At 55.3% G+C, this 19,966-nt stretch carries 21 protein-coding genes; 20 read left to right on the top strand and 1 reads right to left on the bottom strand.

Annotated elements, in window-relative coordinates:
• Positions 1 to 19 precede the first annotated feature (19 nt).
• From aroA to ypjB, 9 genes are all read left to right on the top strand, one after another.
• Positions 20 to 1,303, top strand: a complete 1,284-nt coding sequence (gene aroA, locus ETC05_RS08815; protein WP_031408711.1) for a 3-phosphoshikimate 1-carboxyvinyltransferase — start codon at positions 20 to 22, stop codon at positions 1,301 to 1,303.
• Positions 1,304 to 1,570: 267 nt separating this feature from the next.
• Positions 1,571 to 2,827, top strand: a complete 1,257-nt coding sequence (locus ETC05_RS08810) for a tetratricopeptide repeat protein (protein WP_031408714.1) — start codon at positions 1,571 to 1,573, stop codon at positions 2,825 to 2,827.
• 56 nt (positions 2,828 to 2,883) lie between these two features.
• Complete coding sequence (locus ETC05_RS08805; protein WP_013144907.1) at positions 2,884 to 3,417, top strand: ReoY family proteolytic degradation factor; 534 nt, start codon at positions 2,884 to 2,886, stop codon at positions 3,415 to 3,417.
• An 88-nt stretch (positions 3,418 to 3,505) separates the two neighbouring features.
• On the top strand, positions 3,506 to 3,961 hold the full coding sequence (locus tag ETC05_RS08800; RefSeq protein ID WP_031408717.1) for a YpiF family protein: 456 nt from the start codon (positions 3,506 to 3,508) through the stop codon (positions 3,959 to 3,961).
• Between the two features lie 144 nt (positions 3,962 to 4,105).
• A complete protein-coding gene (locus ETC05_RS08795; RefSeq protein WP_011231677.1) occupies positions 4,106 to 4,615 on the top strand; it encodes a Rieske (2Fe-2S) protein in 510 nt (169 codons plus the stop codon).
• Positions 4,616 to 4,618: 3 nt separating this feature from the next.
• On the top strand, positions 4,619 to 5,293 hold the full coding sequence (gene qcrB, locus ETC05_RS08790; RefSeq protein WP_011231676.1) for a menaquinol-cytochrome c reductase cytochrome b subunit: 675 nt from the start codon (positions 4,619 to 4,621) through the stop codon (positions 5,291 to 5,293).
• 50 nt (positions 5,294 to 5,343) lie between these two features.
• On the top strand, positions 5,344 to 6,108 hold the full coding sequence (locus ETC05_RS08785) for a menaquinol-cytochrome c reductase cytochrome b/c subunit (protein WP_011231675.1): 765 nt from the start codon (positions 5,344 to 5,346) through the stop codon (positions 6,106 to 6,108).
• Between the two features lie 78 nt (positions 6,109 to 6,186).
• Positions 6,187 to 6,807, top strand: coding sequence for a lipoprotein heptaprenylglyceryl N-acetyltransferase LhaT (gene lhaT / locus ETC05_RS08780; protein ID WP_031408720.1), 621 nt, complete (start codon positions 6,187 to 6,189; stop codon positions 6,805 to 6,807).
• A gap of 112 nt (positions 6,808 to 6,919) precedes the next feature.
• Complete coding sequence (gene ypjB / locus ETC05_RS08775; RefSeq protein WP_171660852.1) at positions 6,920 to 7,708, top strand: sporulation protein YpjB; 789 nt, start codon at positions 6,920 to 6,922, stop codon at positions 7,706 to 7,708.
• A 137-nt stretch (positions 7,709 to 7,845) separates the two neighbouring features.
• Here the strand turns inward: ypjB and ETC05_RS08770 are convergent, their stop codons facing one another.
• Positions 7,846 to 8,718 carry a YitT family protein gene (locus ETC05_RS08770; protein WP_031408724.1) on the bottom strand — a complete coding sequence of 291 codons (873 nt, stop codon included), beginning with the start codon at positions 8,716 to 8,718 and terminating at the stop codon, positions 7,846 to 7,848.
• Between the two features lie 160 nt (positions 8,719 to 8,878).
• On the opposite strand from ETC05_RS08770, the gene ETC05_RS08765 reads away from it, so the two are divergent.
• The 11 genes from ETC05_RS08765 (at position 8,879) to dinG (ending at position 19,637) form a co-directional block, all read left to right on the top strand.
• Positions 8,879 to 9,214: a nucleotide pyrophosphohydrolase gene (locus ETC05_RS08765; protein ID WP_031408726.1), complete on the top strand. Its 336-nt coding sequence runs from the start codon at positions 8,879 to 8,881 to the stop codon at positions 9,212 to 9,214.
• On the top strand, positions 9,211 to 10,008 hold the full coding sequence (dapB, locus tag ETC05_RS08760) for a 4-hydroxy-tetrahydrodipicolinate reductase (protein WP_031408728.1): 798 nt from the start codon (positions 9,211 to 9,213) through the stop codon (positions 10,006 to 10,008). Before ETC05_RS08765 ends, dapB begins: the two co-directional genes overlap by 4 nt.
• 31 nt (positions 10,009 to 10,039) lie before the next feature.
• The gene (mgsA, locus tag ETC05_RS08755; RefSeq protein ID WP_031408730.1) at positions 10,040 to 10,459 is read left to right on the top strand and encodes a methylglyoxal synthase; all 420 of its coding nucleotides are present in this window, start codon (positions 10,040 to 10,042) and stop codon (positions 10,457 to 10,459) included.
• A 20-nt stretch (positions 10,460 to 10,479) separates the two neighbouring features.
• A complete protein-coding gene (gene bshB1 / locus ETC05_RS08750; RefSeq protein ID WP_171660889.1) occupies positions 10,480 to 11,190 on the top strand; it encodes a bacillithiol biosynthesis deacetylase BshB1 in 711 nt (236 codons plus the stop codon).
• Positions 11,187 to 12,323, top strand: a complete 1,137-nt coding sequence (bshA, locus tag ETC05_RS08745) for an N-acetyl-alpha-D-glucosaminyl L-malate synthase BshA (protein ID WP_031408734.1) — start codon at positions 11,187 to 11,189, stop codon at positions 12,321 to 12,323. Before bshB1 ends, bshA begins: the two co-directional genes overlap by 4 nt.
• The gene (locus tag ETC05_RS08740) at positions 12,320 to 13,534 is read left to right on the top strand and encodes a CCA tRNA nucleotidyltransferase (RefSeq protein ID WP_171660851.1); all 1,215 of its coding nucleotides are present in this window, start codon (positions 12,320 to 12,322) and stop codon (positions 13,532 to 13,534) included. Before bshA ends, ETC05_RS08740 begins: the two co-directional genes overlap by 4 nt.
• Positions 13,492 to 14,481 (top strand): bifunctional biotin--[acetyl-CoA-carboxylase] synthetase/biotin operon repressor, encoded by a 990-nt coding sequence (locus ETC05_RS08735; protein ID WP_031408738.1) that lies wholly within the window; start codon positions 13,492 to 13,494, stop codon positions 14,479 to 14,481. The genes ETC05_RS08740 and ETC05_RS08735 overlap by 43 nt, the downstream gene beginning before the upstream one ends.
• A 265-nt stretch (positions 14,482 to 14,746) precedes the next feature.
• Entirely contained in the window at positions 14,747 to 15,586 is an 840-nt protein-coding gene (gene panB, locus ETC05_RS08730; protein WP_031408740.1) for a 3-methyl-2-oxobutanoate hydroxymethyltransferase, read from the top strand.
• Positions 15,583 to 16,485, top strand: coding sequence for a pantoate--beta-alanine ligase (gene panC, locus ETC05_RS08725; protein WP_031408742.1), 903 nt, complete (start codon positions 15,583 to 15,585; stop codon positions 16,483 to 16,485). Before panB ends, panC begins: the two co-directional genes overlap by 4 nt.
• Positions 16,467 to 16,850, top strand: coding sequence for an aspartate 1-decarboxylase (gene panD, locus ETC05_RS08720; RefSeq protein WP_031408744.1), 384 nt, complete (start codon positions 16,467 to 16,469; stop codon positions 16,848 to 16,850). Before panC ends, panD begins: the two co-directional genes overlap by 19 nt.
• A 51-nt stretch (positions 16,851 to 16,901) precedes the next feature.
• On the top strand, positions 16,902 to 19,637 hold the full coding sequence (gene dinG / locus ETC05_RS08715) for an ATP-dependent DNA helicase DinG (protein WP_171660850.1): 2,736 nt from the start codon (positions 16,902 to 16,904) through the stop codon (positions 19,635 to 19,637).
• The last annotated feature ends 329 nt before the right edge of the window (positions 19,638 to 19,966 follow it).

Genomic DNA, 19,966 nt, shown 5'->3' with positions numbered 1-19,966 from the left:
AAAATGGTGGAGGGGTTCCATGCAGCTGCCAACGAACGTATCATCACTCCGGGGAACGATTGAGGTGCCCGGCGACAAATCCATTTCCCATCGCGCTGTCATGCTTGGGGCGCTTGCTTCTGGACGAACGGTGATTGACCATTTTTTGCCTGGGGCGGATTGTTTAAGCACCATTGATTGTTTTCGCAAACTTGGCGTCGACATTCGCCGGGACGGAACGACCGTTGTTGTCGAAGGAACCGGCCCTGATGGATTGCGTGAGCCCGCCGCTGTGCTTGATGTCGGCAACTCTGGGACGACCGCGCGCCTGTTGCTTGGCATTTTGGCCGGCCAGCCGTTTCACGCCTGCTTGGTCGGCGACGAATCGATCGCCAAGCGGCCGATGGGGCGAGTGACGGAGCCGCTTCGCCAAATGGGGGCACGCATTGACGGACGTGAAGGAGGGCATTATACGCCGCTTTCGATTCGCGGCGGCGCGCTTCGCCCGCTCCGTTACACTTCGCCGGTGGCGAGCGCACAAGTCAAATCAGCCGTTTTGCTTGCGGGCTTGTTCGCCGACGGCGTAACGTCGGTCACCGAGCCGCACCGCTCGCGCGACCATACGGAGCGGATGATTCGATTGTTCGGCGGCGAGGTGGGTGTCGACGGTTTGACGGTTTCGGTCGCTGGGCCGCAGCGCTTGCGCGGGACGCACGTTTACGTTCCCGGCGATATTTCGTCAGCCGCCTTTTTCCTTGTCGCCGGCGCCATTGCGCCAAACAGCGAAATTGTGCTGAAAAACGTGGGCTTAAATCCAACGCGGACCGGCATCATCGATGTGCTTGCACAAATGGGGGCGGATATTGCGATTGACAACGTCCGCCACGAGGAAACCGAGCCGGTCGGTGACATTACGGTCCGCACGTCGACGCTTCGAGCAGTCGAAATCGGAGGGGATCTGATTCCAAGATTGATCGACGAGATTCCGATCATTGCCTTGCTCGCGACGCAGGCGGAAGGAACGACCGTCATCAAAGACGCGAGCGAATTGAAGGTGAAAGAGACGAATCGGATCAATACGGTCGTCACCGAGTTGAAAAAATTCGGCGCCGACATCGAAGCAACCGACGATGGCATGATCATCCGCGGCAAAACGCCGCTTTATGCCGACGGGATTGTTGTCGACAGTCATGGCGACCACCGCATCGGCATGATGCTCGCCGTTGCTGCCTGCATCGCCAAAGGGACGGTCCGTCTCGAGCGTTCGGAAGCGGTCGCCGTTTCCTATCCGACGTTTTTTGCTGATCTCCGTTCGCTGCTGTAAGGCCTCCCGCCCCAAGAGGGCGGGCGGTCATATTTTGTGTTGTTCGTTCATATATTGTCAGTGAGAGGAAGGGCTCCGCATTTTTGAAAGCGGATACATTTCCTGTTTCTGAATGAAGAAACAACGCACCTTCCAGACGGCGAGCGGTTTGGTTGCGGAAACGGCCATGATCGATTATCATCATTCATGTTCCCATTGTAACAGTACATAACGATTTGAATGGCAAAGGCGGATGGCCGCCTGCCGCAAGAGAGGGCTGACGAAACGATGACACGCGTCGAACAAATCATTCGCTTAGTGGAAAACGGAAACGTCGACCAAGCATTGACGCTCGTGCCGAAAGTGAAAAAATATGGAAGTGATGAAGAAAAATACGCGCTCGCTGACTGTTTGTACGGATGGGGAATGCCGGAAGAGGCAAAGGAGCTGCTTGAGGAGCTGGCTGCCCGCTATCCGGATGACAGCGACATTCGCTTGTTTTTGGCGGAAGTGTATACGGAGCTTGAAGCCGAAGAGGAAGCGCTCGCCATTTTGTCGGAGATCGACGAAGACGATCCGCAGTTTGTCCGCGCGTGCCTTCTTGCCGCCGATTTGTACGAAATGCAAGGACTGGCGGAAGTGAGCGAGCGGAAGCTGCGTCAAGCGTACGAGAAAGCCCCAGATGAGCCGATCGTGCAGTTTGCGTTGGCTGAGCTGTATTTTTCGCACGGTGAATACACAAAAAGCGTGCCGCTTTATGAACAGGTGCGGAAGACGAACAAGGAGATGGCTGGCGTCTTAATTACCGAGAGGATCGCTGAGGCGCTCAGCCGTTCCGGGGAATTCGAGGCGGCGCTTCCGTATTATGAGGAGGCGCTTAATGAAAAAATGGACAGCCGGACGCTGTTCGCCTACGGATTCACTGCGTTGCAGGCCGGCTATACACAAACGGCCATCGATAAGCTCAGCGCTTTAAAAGAGCTCGATCCGGATTACACTTCGCTTTACCTTTATTTGGCGAAAGCGTATGAACAAGAAGGGCGGCTCGTGCAAAGCTATGAGACGGCGCTTGAGGGCATCGGCGTCGACGAATGGAACAAAGAGCTCCGCCTTTACGCCGGCAAACTGGCGCTCAAGCTGAACAAGCCGGAGGAGGCAGAGGAACACTTGAAAAAGGCGCTTGAGATCGATGGCGGATACATCGAGGCGCTCACGGTTTTATCGGCGCTTTGGCTAAACGAACAGCGCTATGAGGATGTCGTCGCGCTTCTTGAGCAGGCGATGGCCGATGGCGAGTACGATCCGCAGTTCGAATGGGACCTTGGGCGCGCCAAACATCGGCTTGAGATGTACGACGATGCATTAAATCATTACGGCGAGGCATATAATTTCTTTAAGCACAATGTTGAGTTCCTCGAAGAGTACGGATATTTTCTCATCGAGGAAGGAAATCGGGCGGCGGCGAAAGAAATATTTCAACAGATCGTCCGTCTCGACCCAACCCATACGGAGGCGGCGGAGATGCTGCTTGAGCTCGAAGAGTAGGGGAGAAGCGGTGGCCCAACCTCTTTCTTGGAAACCGATCGAGGGGGAAGCGCACAATGACGCACGTATCCGTCAATGAGAAAAAAGAGTTTATCCGTTGGTTTTTAAGCCATTACCAGTTAAAACGGCGCGAGTGTGTCTGGATTTTAAACTATTTGATGAGCCATGATCAGCTCATGCAAAAGGTGCATTTTGTCGAGAATGCCCAATATTGCCCGCGCGGCATCATTATGTCGACCCATTGCGTCGACGATGTGCCGTTCCGCTTTTACAAAGGCAATGTGATGACGACCGATGCAGAGAAATCGTTCCACGACATCCGTTTAAACCGCGACGAAGATATTTACATTCAACTGAATTTCCGCGCTTCTTTTCATTCGCCGCAATATGTCGCTGTGCTTGAGGAAAACCCGTATGCGCCGAAGCAGGCGCAAGTGAGCGAAAACGACCAGCGCCTTGCCGAGCAGTTTTTGGAACGCTCCATTTATGAATTCCGGCGCGGGCGGCTCATGAAGCTGATCGATGAGGCGCTTGACCGACATGATGAAGAGGCGTTCCGCCGCCTGACCGATGAATTAAACAAATTGTAAAAACCTTGCCGCCGGCAAGGTTTTTCTTTTGCCGAAAAATATGGTATGGTGATGAAGGGAAGAAACTTTAAGGCAAAGGAGAGTGCGAATGAAGTGGACAGGCGAGGACGTCGCCCTCTATGAACAAGAGCGCGACTACATCGACACGGCGCTTCTTCCGCTTCTGCCGGTGGCTTTCGGCCAAGGAGCGAAGCGGCTCGCTTCCGGCGGGGAGCTTGTCGGGCTCATTGCGGCTGAGGTCGAGCGACAGCTGAAGGGCCGGGTGTTTTTGTTGCCGTCGTTTGTGTATTTTGCCGATGAGCCGCGAGCGCTGCTTACTGAAAGGCTGGCGGATTGGACCAACCGGCTTAGACGGGAAGGAATGAAGCATTTGTTTTATGTGACGTGCGACCGTTCGTGGCAAGAGGGCGAAGAAGCCGACCGCGTTTGGGTCGTTCCGGTTGTTCCGCTCGAGAGCATGGGTGAATCGTACAAGCACGAGCTTGTCAGAGAGCAGGCCGCCGAGCTGCTCCGCTTTCTCGTCGGTCGCTGGATGCAAGAGTAGACGCGGCAAAGTCCGACGTTTTGCCGCCTGCGATATTGACCTTGTCCAGCAATTGAGCTATCATTAGAATGTCCTAGTTTTCCATATGTGTTATACATACAATCGTCCGGTGCGGACTTGATTTTGCATAGAGGGGGGAAGACGATGAGCGACAACAAACATCGCGTAACGAGACGTCAGTTTTTAAACTACACGCTGACCGGCGTCGGCGGTTTTATGGCGGCAGGGATGCTCATGCCGATGCTTCGTTTTGCTTTCGACCCGATCTTGAAGGATGAAGCAGGGACGGAGATGGTCGCGGTAGCAGACGTCAAAGAGATTACGACCGAACCGAAGCGCTTCGACTTTAAAGTGAAGGTGAAAGACGCTTGGTACGAGTCGGAAGAGCCAAAATCAGCATGGGTGTATAAAACGGACAAAGGGGAGATCATCGCCCTGTCGCCGATCTGCAAACACCTCGGCTGTACGGTCGACTGGAACACGGACAAGGAACATCCGAACCAATTTTTCTGCCCATGCCACTATGGGCGCTATGAGAAGGATGGCACGAACGTTCCGGGAACACCGCCGCAAGCTCCGCTTGACCGTTATGAGTACAAAGTGAAAGACGGCAAGCTGTATTTAGGCAAGGCGAAACCAAGAAAGGAGGCGTAATGCGTGTTAAACAAGCTGTACGACTGGGTGGATGAGCGCTTAGATATTACGCCTTTGTGGCGGGATATTGCCGATCACGAAGTTCCGGAGCATGTCAACCCGGCCCATCACTTTTCTGCCTTTGTCTATTGTTTCGGCGGGCTGACGTTTTTTGTCACGGTCATTCAAATTTTGTCCGGCATGTTTTTGACGATGTACTACGTCCCGGATATTAAAAATGCGTGGGAATCGGTGTATTATTTGCAAAACGAAGTGGCGTTCGGCCAAATTGTGCGCGGCATGCACCACTGGGGGGCGAGCCTTGTCATCGTCATGATGTTTTTACATACGCTGCGCGTCTTTTTCCAAGGGGCGTATAAAAAGCCGCGTGAAATGAACTGGATCGTCGGTGTATTGATCTTTATGGTGATGATGGGTCTTGGCTTCACCGGCTACTTGTTGCCTTGGGACATGAAAGCGCTGTTTGCGACGAAAGTTGGTTTGCAAATCGCGGAAGCGACGCCGCTCATCGGCCCGGCGATCAAGACGCTGTTGGCTGGGGACCCAGAAATTGTCGGTGCGCAAACGCTGACGCGCTTCTTTGCCATTCATGTCTTCTTCTTGCCGGCCGCTTTACTCGGCTTAATGGCAGCGCACTTTTTAATGATTCGCAGACAAGGCATTTCCGGTCCGCTATGATCGGTCGGCCCGACGTTTGCAGGCGATAGAAAAAAGGAGGGAACCACGCAATGCATCGCGGAAAAGGAATGAAATTCGTCGGCGATTCCCGTGTTCCCGCGGTGAGAAAACCGAATATTCCAAAAGACTATTCGGAATATCCCGGGAAAACGGAAGTGTTTTGGCCGAACTTCCTGCTCAAGGAATGGCTGGTCGGCTCGGTCTTTCTCGTCGGTTTCTTATGCTTGACGGTCGCCCATCCGTCGCCGCTTGAGCGGATCGCCGACCCGACGGACACGACGTACGTGCCGCTGCCTGACTGGTATTTCTTGTTCTTATACCAATTGCTCAAATATTCGTATGCGTCTGGGCCGTATACGGTCGTCGGCGCGATCATCATCCCAGGATTGGCGTTCGGCGCGCTCTTGTTGGCGCCGTTTTTGGACCGCGGCCCGGAGCGTCGTCCTTGGAAGCGTCCGGTAGCGACCGGGATGATGCTGTTGGCGCTTGCGGCGATGATTTATTTGACATGGGAAGCGGTCGTCACGCACGACTGGAAAAAAGCGGCTGAACAAGGGAAAATTCGGGCGGAAGTGAAAATTGACACGAATGCGGAAGGCTATAAAATCGCCCAAGCGAATACATGTACATCGTGCCACGGACAAAACTTGTCCGGCGGCGCTGGTCCGTCGCTCATCGGCACCGGCTTGAAACCAGAAGAAATCGCGAAAATCGCGAGAGAAGGGAAAGGCAACATGCCGCCTGGCGTCTTTAAGGGCACGGATGAAGAGTTGAAAAAACTGTCCGAATTCATCGCCGGACTAAAAGCGGAATAATCGTTTCGACACGAAAAAGCTGACTCGCGTTAGTCAGCTTTTTTCGTGCCAACATGAAACCGAGGCGAGGTGCAGATGATGGCATGGTTTTATGCGCTGTTGGCTTCCCGGCCGGTTGTTTGGTTGCTCTTGTTCGCCAACGCGGCCGGCACCATCTATGGATATTATTGGTATCGCTATCAACTTGCCGATACGCCGCCCGTCTTTTTGCCGTTTGTTCCTGACAGTCCGACGGCGAGCCTTTTTTTTCTTGTTGTCCTTGTGGCATGGCTTTTCGGCAGGTCGGCGCCGCTTTTTGAAGCGTTGGCTTTGGTGACGCTTGTTAAGTATGGAATTTGGGCGGTCATTATGAATGTGCTCGTTTGGCGCGTCACCGGCACGCTCGATTGGGCCGGCTGGATGCTCATCGTTTCGCACGGGGCGATGGCGATCGAAGGAATGCTGTATGCCCGGTTTTATCGATTCCGCTTCCTTCACCTTATGCTAGCGGCCGTGTGGACGCTGCATAACGATGTCATTGACTACGTGTTTGGCATGATGCCGCGCTACAGTGTGCTAGCTGACTACGCCAACGAAATCGGCTATTTTACGTTTTGGTTGAGCATCGCATCGATTGCCGTTGCGTATCAGCTTGGCGTTCGCCTCCGGCGCCAGCCGCTTCTGCCGGGCGGCATGTCTTTCCGGCAGGCATCAGAGTAGAGCGTTGAACATAAGGAGGAACGTTGGGCGGCAGCTTTCTATATAGCAGTTGCCTGGTCTACTCTTGTCCACTCCTTCATACATTGTACTAGTGGATGAGGGAGGGACGATGATGAAGCGAATCGGGCTAGCCATGCTGTTGTCGCTCGCCTTTTTATGGCCAGCACCCATTGGCGCGGCTGAACAAACAAACGGTTGGGAGCAGTTGGATGATATTTCCGACGAGGCGCTGCAATTGGCGAAAAACGGTCGTTTTGCCGAAGCAAAAGAAGTGCTCCGCTATTTTTCTGAGCGGTTTTTCGCCCTTGGGGCAAAAGAACGGTTGAAATCGGCCGATGAATTGCGGGCGGTGACCGTGACGCACGAGCAGGCAGTCAAGGCGATGACGGCGCCGATCTCCGCGGAAGACAAAGTGGCGGCAATCACCCAGTTTCGCCTTGTTGTTGACGCCATCCATTCGACATACCAGCCGCTTTGGACGGAGATGGAACCGGCTGTCATGGAGGCGTTTGCCGCGGTCGAAAAGGCGGCACAACAAGGCGAGCAGAAAGCGTATGCCGCTGCCCTTCGCCAGTTGCTTGACCGTTATACATTGATCGAGCCGAGTGTGAAAATTGACGTGCCGCCGGATATCGCGACAAAGGTCGATGACGATCTGGAGGCGCTGCAGGCAGCCGCGTTTTGGCAACGCAGCGAAGACGAGCAGCGCGAGCAACTCGCCGATGCCCGTCAAGATCTTGAAGCGCTGTTTGCCGGGGTGAAAAAGGACGAGGCTGATCCGTCGCTGATTTGGGTGATGATTTCCACTGGCGGAGTGATCGTGCTGACGCTGACGTACGTTGGCTGGCGGAAGTACAAAGGAGAAAAGGAAGAGAAGCGAGCGCGGCAGCCGGAAGACTAAGCGCCGGCGCTTTTTGCGAGGGGGAAGCGTTTCCCCCTCTTTTTTGTTGTCCTGTCGCTTTGTGCAAGCACTTCCTCCGCACTTTCAAGCGGCGCTTGTCGGGCTTGTTCGGGCTGGACTTTCGCGCCAGCGGATTTTTATGGTTCCAGCGGCCGCTTTTGTTCATCAAGCGTAAACCCTTCACCGAGCACATCATGCACATCGGTGACTGCGACGAACGCATGTGGGTCAACGGATATAATGACACTTTTTAAGCGCGGCAGTTCGTTTTTGGCGACGACGCAATACAAAACGTCACGGTCGCGCTTCGTATACGAGCCGCGGCCTTTGAGCACGGTGACGCCGCGTTCCATCTCCGTCAAAATGCGGCTGGCGATCTCTTCGCTTTTTTCCGAGATGATCGTCGCTCCTTTCGCTGCATACCCGCCCTCTTGCATAAAATCGATGACCCGGGCGGCGATAAAAACGGCGACAAGGGTATACATGGCCTCGCGATAGGATAAGTAAAGAAGAAGCGAAAGCGTGATGACGGTGGCGTCAAAAGCAAACATCGTTTTTCCCATGCTGATGCCTTTATATTTATGGACAAGGCGGGCGATAATATCGACGCCTCCGGTTGTGCCGCCGTAGCGGAAAATAATGCCGAGGCCGACGCCGATAAAGACGCCGGCAAACAAGGCGGCGAGCGTCATGTCATGTCGAAGCGGCATATGAATCATGTAACGTTGAAAGATGGACAAAAATACAGAAACGGCGACCGTGCCGATGACGGTATAGAGAAACGTCTGGCGGCCGAGCAGTTTCCAGCCGATGAAAAAGAGCGGGATGTTGAGCGCCAAGTTGGTGACCGCTGGATCCAGTCCGAACAAAAAATAAAGAAGGAGCGTAATGCCGGTAAATCCGCCTTCCGCCAAATTGTTTTGCATGTTGAAATGAACGAGCCCGAAGGCGAAAATGGCGGCGCCAAGCAAAATAAACACGCAGTTTTTGATCTTTAGTCCAAAAATCATACCGTCCCTCCGTCCGCAAAAATAGTCGGCGCCCTTAATTATAGAGGAACTCGTCCGTATAGGCAATGATGAGCGAAAACGGACGGAATGGACAGCGGGCGAAAACATTTGTCAAATGCGCCGCTTTTCGCTAACATGGAAACAGGCGAGGTGACAAGCCATGCAGGAGAAAACGATGAAACAAATGCAGCAGGAAGTGGATGACTATATCGGCCAATTCAAAGAAGGCTATTTCAGCCCGCTCGCCATGCTGGCGCGGCTGACGGAAGAGCTCGGCGAGCTGGCGCGAGAGGTGAACCACTACTACGGGGAAAAACCGAAAAAGGCGACCGAACAAGAAAAAACGGTGGAAGAAGAGTTGGGCGATTTGCTGTTTGTGCTCATTTGCTTTGCCAATTCGCTCGGCATTGATTTGCAGGCGGCGCACGACCGGGTGATGGACAAGTTCCGCACCCGCGACCGCGACCGTTGGACGCGGAAGGAGGAAGGGTCATGACGATTCGCATTGTCATCGCAGGGCCGCGCGGCCGCATGGGCCGAGAAGCAGTTGCGCTCGTGCAGCAAACAGATCACTTTGAACTAGCCGCGGTCATCGACCGTCGTTACGATGGACAAAATTTAGCGGAGATCGACGGATTTTCCGGCGTCAACGCCCCGATTTACACCGATGCGTCCCGCTGTTTTGACGAGGTGAAGCCGGATGTCTTGATCGATTTGACCACGCCGGAAGCCGGAAAGCGGCACACCGAGCTGGCGCTGCGTCACGGCGTTCGCCCTGTCGTCGGTACGACCGGATTTACGCCGGAAGAGATCGAGCGGTTGACCGAGCTGGCGGAAGAGAAAGAAGTCGGCGCCATCATTGCACCGAACTTTGCCATCGGAGCAGTGTTGATGATGAAATTCGCCCGCATGGCGGCCAAATATTTCACGGATGTGGAAATCATTGAATTGCACCATGACCAAAAGCTTGACGCTCCGTCGGGAACGGCGTTGAAGACAGCGCAGCTCATTGCCGAAGTGCGACCGTCGAAAAAGCAAGGCCACCCGAACGAAAAAGAAACGCTTGCCGGCGCGCGCGGAGCCGCTTACGACGGCATTCCGATCCACAGTGTCCGTCTGCCGGGCTTTGTCGCTCATCAAGAAGTGATTTTCGGCGGCAACGGCCAGACGTTGACGATCCGCCACGATTCGTTCGACCGCCGCTCGTTTATGTCCGGGGTGAAGCTGGCAGTGGAAACAGTGATGCATTTACATACGCTTGTCTATGGGCTGGAGCATATTTTGGAATAGTGTGCAAACTGCGCAAACGGGGGAGAACGGAATGAAAATCGCGTTGATTGCCCATGATCAAAAAAAGGAAGAGATGGTCGCCTTTGCGACCGCCTATGCGCCTGTGCTGGCAAACCACGAATTGTACGCCACCGGCACGACCGGCTTGCGCATCCAGGAGGCGACCGGTCTTTCGGTTCACCGTTTCCAATCAGGGCCGTACGGAGGCGACCAAGAAATCGGGGCGATGATCGCCCGCAATGAAATGGATCTGGTCATTTTTTTCCGCGATCCGCTCACCGCTCAGCCGCATGAGCCGGACATCAGCGCATTGATGCGGCTTTGCGACGTCTATGCCGTGCCGCTGGCGACGAACATCGGCACGGCCGAGCTGCTCATCCGCGCGTTGGAGCGCGGCGATTTGGCATGGCGAAGCATTGTGCGCGGCCGAACAAAAGGCGGGGAGGAATAGGAAACAGAAAGGTGACAGCGATGATGGAGACGTGTGATTTGTTGGCGTTCGGCGCCCATCCGGATGATGTCGAAATCGGCATGGGAGGGACGATCGCCAAATACGTACGCCGCGGGTACCGTATTGTCATTTGCGACTTGACGAAAGCCGAGCTGTCGTCCAACGGCACGGTCGACGAGCGGCAGAGAGAGGCGGCGGAGGCGGCCCGCCGGCTCGGTGTATCCGAGCGGTTCAATCTCGGACTGCCTGACCGCGGCCTTTACATCGAGGAAGAGGCGATCCGTCAGATCGCAGCGGTCATCCGCCGCTGCCGGCCGCGCCTTGTATTCGCCCCCTATTGGGAAGATCGACATCCGGATCACGGGCGATGCGCCCGCCTTGTCGAGGAAGCGGTCTTTTCCGCCGGCATTCGCCGCTATGGCGTTGGAGAGCTTGGTGATGCGCATCGTGTTCGGGCGGTGTATTATTATATGATCAATGTCTTTTGTCGCCCGCATTTTCTCATCGATATTAGCGAAACGATCGACGACAAGCTGGCCAGTTTGCGCGCCTATGAGAGCCAATTTCAAAAACGGGCTGGCTCAGTTGACACCCCGCTGACCAACGGCTACATCGAGATGATTGAAAGCCGCGAGCGCTGGTTCGGTCAACAAATCGGTGCGGCGTATGCGGAAGGGTTTTTGACGAAAACGCCGATTCATCTTTCCAATTTGTTTGAGGAGGAGCGATGAAGCTGAAAATCGGGATTGTCTGCTATCCGACAGTCGGAGGCTCCGGGGTGGTCGCCACTGAGCTTGGCAAGCTGCTGGCGGAGCGGGGACATGAGATTCACTTTATCTCATCGAGCATGCCGTTTCGCTTGAATAAAGTGTACGGCAATATTTATTATCATGAAGTGACGGTCAACCAATATTCTGTTTTTCAATATCCGCCGTACGATTTGGCATTGGCAAGCAAAATTGCTGAGGTGGCCAAGCGGGAACGGCTTGATGTGCTTCATGCCCATTACGCCGTTCCTCATGCCGTCTGCGCGGTGTTGGCGCGGCAAATGGTCGGCGAGCTGCCGATCATCACGACGCTGCACGGCACGGATATCACCGTGTTAGGCTATGACCCATCGCTTTCCGATATGATCAAATTTGGCATCGAGCAGTCGGATATCGTTACGGCGGTGTCTGACGCCCTTGCCCGACAGACGTATGAACTGCTCGATGTGCAAGCGACGATCCATACCGTCTACAATTTTGTCGATGAACGCGTCTACCGTCGCCGGGAAGCGAGCCATTTACGGCGCGAGTACGGCATTCGTGACGATGAACGGGTTGTGATCCATGTCTCGAATTTCCGGAAAGTGAAGCGCGTGCCTGATGTAGTGCGAGCGTTTGCCATCGTGCGCCAGCACGTGCCAGCCAAGCTCTTGCTTGTCGGCGACGGCCCGGAAATGACCGTCGTCTGCCGGCTTGTGAAAGAGCTTGGTCTGCAAGACGATGTCCGCTTTTTAGGAAAGCAGGATAAACTCGAAGAGCTGTATTCGATCAGCGATATAATGATGCTTTTGTCGGAAAAAGAAAGCTTCGGGCTCGTATTGCTTGAAGCGATGGCGTGCGGCGTTCCGTGCATTGGCACGGCCATCGGCGGGATTCCGGAAGTGATTGAGGATGGGAAAACCGGGTTTTTATGCCCGCTTGGCGATGTCCAAGAGGCGGCAAGACAGGCGGTAGCGCTGTTGACGGACTGCCGGTTGCACGCTGAGATGGCGAGACAGGCGGTGCAAACAGTTGAGCGCAAGTTCCGCTCGGCCGACATCGTCGGGCAGTATGAACAGCTGTACGTTTCGCTTGCGGCAAGGAAGGTGAAGCGATGAAACCGCCGTTTGAACAGGCGCTCGGCATTATCCAACAATTGAAGCGGCATGGTTATGAGGCGTATTTTGTCGGCGGCGCAGTGCGCGACTTGTTGATCGGGCGTGCGATCGGCGACGTCGATATCGCGACAAGCGCGCTGCCGGAAGAAGTGATGCGCTTGTTTCCGAAAACCATCGACGTTGGTTCGAAACACGGCACGGTCGTCGTCGTGCATGAAGGAACAGCGTACGAAGTGACGACATTCCGCACGGACGGCGATTATGAAGATCATCGCCGTCCGGAGTCGGTGACGTTCGTTCGTTCGCTTGAGGAAGACTTAAAGCGGCGTGATTTCACGATGAACGCCATTGCCATGGATGAACATGGAACGATCATTGATCCGTTTGGCGGACAAGAGGCGATCGAGCGTCGGCTCATTTGCACGGTCGGGGCGGCCGACGAACGGTTTCGTGAAGATGCGCTTCGCATGATGCGGGCTGTTCGCTTTGTCAGCCAACTTGGATTTGCGCTTGCTGAGGACACGAAGCGGGCGATTGTCCAAAACGCACCGCTTATGGCCCACATTTCTGTCGAACGGATGACCATGGAAATGGAAAAGCTGCTCGCCGGTCCGTTCGTCGCCGAGGCGCTGCCGCTGTTGGCCGATACCGGGCTGTCCGCTTATTTGCCTGGACTGGCCGAAAAAGAGCCGCTGCTGCGCTCGGCTGCCGCCTTCCGCTGGCTGTGGCTTGCGGAGCGCGAAGAGCGCTGGGCGCTTCTTTGCCGCGCGCTTGATGTCAAAGACATTCGTCCGTTTTTGCGCGCCTGGAAGCTTCCCAACAAAGTCATCGATGAAGCTGGCGCCATTTTGGCGGCGCTAGATGATGTCCCTAGGCCGGAGGCGTGGACGAACGAACAGTTGTTTTTGGCCGGCCTCAAGCGGGCGCTATCGGTTGAAGCGGTGCGCGCTGCGCTGATCGGCGCGCCGCCTGAACGGCATCATGAAGAGCTTCGCCGTCGCTTTGCGTCGTTGCCGATCAAAACGAGAGGGGAGCTTGCCGTCAATGGGAAAGACGTCATTCGCTGGGCTGGAAAACCGGCCGGTCCGTGGGTGAAAGAGACGTTGGATGCCATCTGGCGGGCGGTCGTCAGCGGCGAAGTCGAAAATGAGAAGGAGCGGATTTACGCATGGCTCATGGAGCGCAATCGGACACACGAAAAAAACTGTTAGAGTTGTTTGCCGAAGCGAACGGCGAGTTTTTGTCCGGGCAAAAAATCAGCGAACAGCTCGGCTGTTCGCGGGCGGCGGTATGGAAGCATATCGAGGAGCTGCGCAAAGAAGGATTTGAACTCGAAGCAGTGCGCCGCCTTGGCTACCGGATTATCAGCACTCCAGATAAAGTGACGGCCAATGAAGTCCAGCTTGGCTTAAAAACGGACAAACTTGGCCATGCCATCCACTTTTTTGACGAGGTCGATTCAACGCAACGCATTGCCGCGAGACTCGCGTACGAAGGGGCGCCGGAAGGAACGCTCGTCGTCGCGGAAGAGCAAAAGGCTGGGCGGGGGCGCTTGGATCGGAAATGGTTTTCCCCGAAAGGGACGGGCATTTGGATGAGCCTCATTTTGCGGCCGCCCATTCCGCCGCAGCAGGCTCCACAGTTGACGCTCGTGGCTGCGGTGGCCATCAGCCAAGCGATTCAAGAAATAACCGGGCTTGTCCCAGACATTAAATGGCCGAATGACATTTTGCTTAGCGGCAAAAAATGCGTCGGCATTTTAACGGAGCTGCAAGCCGATCCTGACCGTGTTCATTCGGTCATCATCGGCATTGGCATCAATGTCAATCAAACGATCGAGCAGTTTCCGGAGGATATCCGAGCCATCGCCACATCGCTGGCCATTGAAAAGGGCGCGCGCGTGAAGCGCGCACCGCTCATTCAGGAAATTTTGTTCCGACTTGAGCGGCTGTACAAGCAATATTTAGAACACGGCTTTCGCCCGATTAAGCTTCTTTGGGAAGGGTACGCCGTCTCGATCGGCAAGCCGGTAACGGCCAGAACATTGGGTGGGGCGATTCGCGGCATTGCCCGCGGCATCACCGATGACGGACGGCTCATTTTGGAAGACGAGCAAAACCATGTTCATTATATTCATTCTGCCGATATCCAGCTGTAAATTGGCACTAGAAAAATTGTGACAATTTTGTTAAAATACAAAGCGAGGAAAAGGGCAGTATCTTTCGCAAGAAGAACTGCACCGAGGCCGACAGCATGAATAGGTGAAAGAAATGATCTGCCTTGATCCTTTTTGAAGGACTAGGACAGAGGGATGAACGAAACCGGCGGTGGTTTTATGGCGTCCTTCTTTCTCAAGGCGGGAAAGAAGGACGTTTTGTTTCGGGCGGTTCATCTCCTCTGCAGCCAAAGAGGAGGGAACGAAAGTGAAAGCGAAAACCGATTTTTTCCACATGAAGCAGGCGGGCGAGCCGATCGTGATGGTGACCGCCTACGATTTTCCGTCCGCGAAACTTGCGGAACAGGCTGGAGTCGACATGATTTTGGTCGGCGATTCACTTGGCATGGTTGTGCTCGGGTATGATTCAACGATCCCGGTGACGGTCGATGATATGATCCACCATACGAAGGCGGTTCGTCGCGGTGCACCGAACACGTTTATTGTCACCGACATGCCTTTTATGTCCTACCATGCATCCAAAGAAGAGGCGTTGCAAAACGCCCGCCGCATCATGCAAGAGTCAGGGGCGAACGCTGTTAAAGTCGAAGGAGCGGATGAAGTCGTCGACATGATCGCCGCGCTGACGAAAGCCGGCGTGCCGGTCGTCGCCCATCTCGGGTTGACGCCGCAATCGGTCGGCGTCCTTGGCGGCTATAAAGTGCAAGGCAAAGATGCCGAAAGCGCGAAAAAGCTGATCGATGATGCGAAACAATGCGAGCAGGCGGGAGCGATCGCCCTTGTCTTAGAGTGTGTTCCGAAGCAGCTCGGGGCGGCCATGGCCCGGGAACTCACCATTCCCGTCATCGGCATCGGCGCTGGGGGGGAGGTCGACGGCCAAGTGCTCGTGTATCACGATTTGCTTGGCTACGGTGTCACCCGCGTTCCGAAGTTTGTGAAACAATACGCGTCCATCCAAGAGACGATCGTTGAGGCGTTAGCCAACTATGTCGCTGATGTCAAGCTGCGCCAGTTCCCCGAGCCGGCGCACACGTTTACGATGAAGGAAGAAGAATGGGTGGCGCTTTACGGAGGAAAACAAGGATGATTGTGATGGATCGGATTGCGGCGATGCAGGCGCTCATGCGCCAATATCGCCGTGAAGGAAAGACGATCGGGTTCGTTCCGACGATGGGCTATTTGCATGAAGGGCATACGTCCCTCATCGATCGAGCGCGCGCAGAAAATGACATCGTCGTCCTAAGCGTTTTCGTCAACCCGCTTCAGTTCGGACCGAACGAAGACTTTGCCCGTTATCCGCGCGATTTCGAGCGCGACCGGCGCATCGCCGAACAGCACGGGGTCGACGTCTTGTTTCATCCGGAAGCGGACGAGATGTATCCGGAGCCGCTTACCGTACGAGCGATCGTTCAAGCACGCGCCGACGTGCTGTGCGGACGGTCGCGCCCCGGCCATTTTGACGGCGTGGCGACGGTGCTCATTAAGCTGTTCAACATCGTTATGCCCGACCGAGCGTACTTTGGGATGAAAGATGCCCAACAGGTGGCGGTTGTCGACGGCTTGATCCGCGATCTCAATTTTCCAATCGAGCTCGTGCCGGTGCCGACGGTTCGCGAGGCGGACGGGCTGGCGAAAAGCTCGCGCAACGTTTATTTGTCGCCGCAAGAACGGAGTGAGGCGCCGGCGCTGTATGCGGCGCTTCAAGCGGCCGCTTCCGCCGTCGAACGAGGGGAGCGGAGCGCAGCGGCCATCCGCCGGATGGTTAGAGAGCGTATTGAAGCGCATACGCACGCTGAGATCGATTATGTCGAAGTATGTTCATATCCGGATTTAACGCCGCTCGAGACGCTTGCCGGGACAGTGCTGATCGCTGTCGCCGTCCGATTCGCGAGCGCCCGGTTGATCGACAACATCATCATCGAGTTGCCCAAAACCGGCGAACAAGGGGATGAAAAGGGGGAGCAAGCATGTTTCGCACGCTCATGAATGCCAAAATTCACCGCGCTCGTGTAACCGAGGCCAATCTCGATTACGTCGGCAGCATTACGATCGATGAAGATATTTTGGATGCCGTCGGCATTGTGCCTAATGAAAAAGTACAGGTAGTGAACAATAATAATGGAGCCCGTTTTGAAACATACGTCATCCCCGGCGAGCGCGGCAGCGGCGTCTTTTGCCTAAACGGCGCCGCCGCCCGCCTTGTGCAAAAAGGGGACGTCATTATTGTCATCTCGTATGTGCTCGTTCCGGAGGAAAAAATTTCTGCACATCGACCGAAAATCGCGATTATGGACGAAAACAACCGGATTGTGCAACTCATTGCCGAAGAGCCGGCACATACGGTTTTGTAATGAGGGGGAAAAGGGGGCTTTCCGCCCCTTTTCGTTTTGAGGTGATCGTTTATGGCAACGCGTTTTGTCATCATTGATTTAGAGACAACCGGAAATGGACCGAAAAAAGGCGATCGGATCATTCAGCTCGGCATGGCGGTCGTCGAAGATGGCCTGATTGTCGAGCGGTTTGCCAGCTTTTTTAACCCGGAACAGCCTATTCCGCTGTTCATTCAGCAGCTGACGAACATCAACGAACAGATGGTCGAAGGAGCGCCGCTGTTTGCTGACAAGGCGGGCGAGATCGCCGCCATGATGCACGGTGCTTACTTTGTCGCCCATAACGTTGACTTTGATTTGCCGTTTTTGCAGGCCGAGCTTGAACGGGCTGGCTGGCCGCCGTTTGCCGGTCCGACGATTGATACGGTCGAGCTCGCCCGCATCGTACTGCCGACTGCCGAAAGCTATAAGCTCGGGGATTTGGCGAGACAGCTCGGCCTTCACCACGATCGTCCGCATCAAGCGGACAGCGATGCGGAAGTGACTGCCAAGCTGTTCATCGCCTTGCTTGAGCGGCTGCACCGTCTGCCGCTCATGACGCTTGAGCAACTGCGCCGCTTCGCCCGCCATTTGAAAAGCGATATTTATTTGCTCCTTGATGCGGTCATCGCTGAAAAGCGGAACAAGGCGCCGGCCGACCGCGCTGTCGCCGTATACCGCGGCATTGCGTTGAAAAAATCGGCGCCGGAGCCGGACGAGAGCGACCGGCGCCGGCGCCCCGCTTTGGCTTCATTCGCTGCCTTTTGCGAACAGGAGCCGCCCCTTCCGCTTCCCGGCTATCAACGGCGTGCGGGGCAGTGGGAGATGATGCGGCTCGTTTATGAGGCGCTGTCGACGTCCCAGCACGCGCTCATTGAAGCAGGGACCGGACTTGGCAAATCGCTTGCCTATTTAATTCCCGCTGCTTTTTTTGCCTGTGAGCAGCAAGAGCGGGTCGTCATCAGCACACACACCCTCCAGCTGCAGGAGCAGCTCATTCGCCGCGATTGGCCGGTATTGCGGCAAATCGCGCCGTTTCCGCTCCGCATTGCTGTTTTGAAAGGAAAGCAAAATTACTTATCCCTTGACAAGTTCGCGTCGTTTTTGTCGGAGCCGTCTGACACGTACGATGCGGCGCTCTTGAAATGTCAGATGCTCGTTTGGTTGCTTGAGACCGACAGCGGCGACTTGGACGAATTGAATGTGTCATCCGGCGCCCGTCTCCTATTGTCAGCACTTGCCATCGGTGAAGAGGAAGACGGTGGGCGGCATCATTTTTTCGCCCGGGCGAAAGAGCGTTCCGAACAGGCGGATGTGGTCATTACCAACCATGCGCTTTTGCTTCATGATTTGACCGGCCCGGCGCCGCTTTTGCCGCCGTTTCGTCATCTGATCATCGATGAGGCGCACCGGCTTGAAGATGCCGCCGCTCGGTGTTTTGGCGAGCAGATTGACTATGTGTCGTTTCGCCTGCTGACCGCCAAAATCGCGCAGACGATCGCGAAATGGCTAGAAGCGGAACAGGCCACACCGAATGGGGCTCTTGTCCGTTGCCAGCGGCGCCTTGAGGAGCTGCAGTTTGAAGGGGACGAGCTGTTCCGCCTGTTGCGCCGCTATGCGTTGGACAAAAGGCCAGCTCGCGCTGGACGTTGCCGCTATCGCTTTTCGCCGACGGACGAACAGAGCCGGGCGTGGCAGGCGGCGGTGGAGTTATGTTGGCGTCTGCGCGATTTGACAGCGTTGTTATTCGCTGAAGTGAAGCCGCTCCTATCCGCTGATGCGAGTGGCGATTTCCCCCCGTCCGCCTTGCTGTCGGCCGATTTGGCGGCTCTCAATCGGCAAATGGCTGCGCTTGTGCGTTTGCTGACTGAAAAGGAGCCGGGTGTCGTCCGGTGGATCGAGGCGGATGAAAAAGGGGCGGCGAACGCTGTCCGCCTTTACTCGCAGCCGGTTGACCTTGCTGATTTTTTCGCCGATCAACTGTTTATGAAAAAACGGAGCGTCGTGTTGACGTCGGCGACGCTCACTGTCCGCGGCCAGTTCACGTATATGGCGGAGCGCCTCGGCCTTGAGGATTTTTATCCACTTTGCCGCTTGTTTCCGCCGCCGTTTCGTTACGAGGAGCAGGCCGCGCTCTTCGTGCCGGCGGACATGCCCCTCGTTTCTGCCGTGCCGCTTGAAGATTACGCTGAGGCGGTCGCCGCTTCGGTGCTTGTGATCGCCCGACGCCTTGGACGGCGGGTGCTTGTGTTGTTTCCTTCGTATGAATTGTTGAAACTGACGGTTGATGCGTTGAAGACCGAGGAAGAAGGCGAGCCGTTTGTTTTGATCGCTCAAGGGGTGCAAAGCGGCAGTCCGGCAAAGCTTTTGCGGACGTTTTTACAGTTTGAGCATGCGGTGTTGTTTGGGACGAGCAGCTTTTGGGAAGGGGTCGATCTGCCAGGTTCAGCGCTCGACGTGCTTGTCATCGCACGCTTGCCGTTTGCGCCTCCGGACGATCCAGTGATGGAGGCAAAAAGCGAGCGCATTCGCTTAGGGGGCGGCGATCCGTTTTCTGAGCTGGCCCTTCCTGAGGCCGTGCTTCGTTTTAAGCAGGGGTTTGGCCGTCTCATTCGCACTGAAGACGACAAAGGGGCTGTATTTGTGCTGGATCGGCGGCTGATGGTCTCTCCATACGGAGCGGATTTTCTCGCTTCCTTGCCTCCGCTTTCCGTGCATGAGGGCGTGCTTTCTGAGCTGCTCGACAAGGCGGAAACTTGGCTTACTTAAAGCGGGCTTTGTTTCTCATAAAGATGGACAAAACGGTGCAATCTAAAGGTGTCAGGCGGCAAAAAATCCCCCGCATGAAGCGGGGGAAAGAAGCAAATTGGCGTTGACGGTGTAGGCGGGCAAATTTGTTATGAAATGGTCGGACAAACCTGCTATAATAGGGAAGAAGCACAACTGCGATGACAGTTTGCGCCTTGCCGCTTGGCTTTGTCGGCTTGGCCGCAGAGGTGCGAAGAAGCACGCCTTTGATGTCACCTTCGCTGTATTTGTATTGTTGCCGGAGCCGCCGGCGTGTATAAGTAACAAAATTTGCGCCGCACAGGAGGAAA

Source organism: Geobacillus sp. BMUD, assembly GCF_013096845.1.
Lineage (GTDB): Bacteria > Bacillota > Bacilli > Bacillales > Anoxybacillaceae > Geobacillus > Geobacillus vulcani.
The sequence above is the reverse complement of the archived record's forward strand: the minus strand, read 5'-3'. Positions and strand labels throughout refer to the sequence as shown.